Here is a 1473-nt window from a genome sequence, read left to right as displayed (position 1 = left end):
TCTCTCTGCGTTATACTTTAAGTGTCGACCTAAAAAGTAAAGGAGATCCTGCGCAATGAACAGTATAGAACAAATCGACACAGAAAATGATACTAAATCCTTAATTTCTTCATTTATTAATCTAATTGGTCTAGCTAAGTTAACTAAACAAGTCAATTTTAAGCGTAAATCCACCGTTTCATTAACCATGATTATCTCTTGGCTGATGTCAGTACATTTTGCTCGGCTTTCTTTATTCAGAGCTAAGGATGACAAACGTTTTTCCGTTAGAACTGCTCGCAATGTACTTAACGATGGAAGAATCAACTGGCAAAAACTATTATGCTTGATTGCAGCCCGGCTCATTGGCTGCTTAAAACCATTTATCGATAAAAGACGCCGACTTGCTTTTATCGTTGACGATACGCTGATGGCTCGGTCTTTTTCTAAAAAGACCGAATTGCTAGCTAAAGTCTATGACCATGACAAGCATGAGTATTTGAACGGATATCGTGGTTTAACTTTAGGCTGGAGCGATGGCAATACCTTCTTGCCGGTTAACTTTGCCTTGATGTCAACCAAAACCAAGAAAAATATGATTGGAGCTGCTCCCATTACTGCTGATGAACGTTCAATTTCTGGTAAAAGGAGAAATCAAGCTCAGAGAAAGATGAATGATGTAACTGTAGAGTTGATTAGACAAGCCTTACGATTAGGAGTAGAAGCTAAATACGTCTTATTCGATTCTTGGTTTTCTTCTCCAAGAATGTTTTGGATTTTAAAGAAGATCGGTTTAGATGGACTTGGCATGATCAAGAAGAGTTCAAAGATTTATTACATTTATCGCCATCGCCGCTATAGCGTTAAAGACTTGTATGATCGTTTGGCTGCTTCAAACATCCGTAAAAAGAAACATTATCTTTATTCAAGCATAGTTGAGGCTCAATATCATGGACATAGCTTTTTATTAAAGCTCGTCTTTGTCTCCAACCGTGGAAACAAGAACAAGTATTTGGTTTTAGCTACTACTCAGACAAAGCTTAGCCCTGAAGAAATCATCCAACTTTATGGTCGTAGATGGCAAATTGAAACATATTTTAAGACGTCTAAGCAATATCTTGCTTTAGATAAATCTCAAGTTCAAAGCTATGATGGCCAATGTGGCTATATCGCAGTTACAGCAATAACTTATGATCTATTGACCTGGCAGGAAAGACAAAATACAGATGATAAGACAATCGGAGATTTATTCTATCTAATGAACGAATCCTTACCTGATATTAGATTCGTAGATGCATTGGTCTACTTAATTTCAGAATTAAAAGAGCTTAAACAGAATAGTTTTGAAAAGATAGATGAAGTAATCAATGACTTTATTAACCAACTGCCACGATTCATACAAATTGCACTGAAACAGATCATATAAAAACTAATTACGTCTAAGAAAGCTCAATAGTGACAGGACTTGAGCTTGATTTTGGTGCTTTCAATTTT

At 36.2% G+C, this 1473-nt stretch carries 1 protein-coding gene; it reads left to right on the top strand.

The genetic code is table 11. The features are described from left to right. The first annotated feature begins 55 nt into the window (after window positions 1–55). On the top strand, window positions 56–1405 hold the full coding sequence (locus AC1EJ0_RS08130) for an IS4 family transposase (RefSeq protein WP_005727370.1): 1350 nt from the start codon (window positions 56–58) through the stop codon (window positions 1403–1405). Window positions 1406–1473: the final 68 nt, after the last annotated feature.

The organism is Fenollaria sp. C0166D3, from assembly GCF_056590255.1.
The sequence above is the reverse complement of the archived record's forward strand: the minus strand, read 5'-3'. Positions and strand labels throughout refer to the sequence as shown.

Excerpts from the sequence above, each read along its gene's own strand:
- AC1EJ0_RS08130 (WP_005727370.1), top strand. The coding sequence starts at position 56 with ATGAACAGTATAGAACAAATCGACACAGAAAATGATACTAAATCCTTA.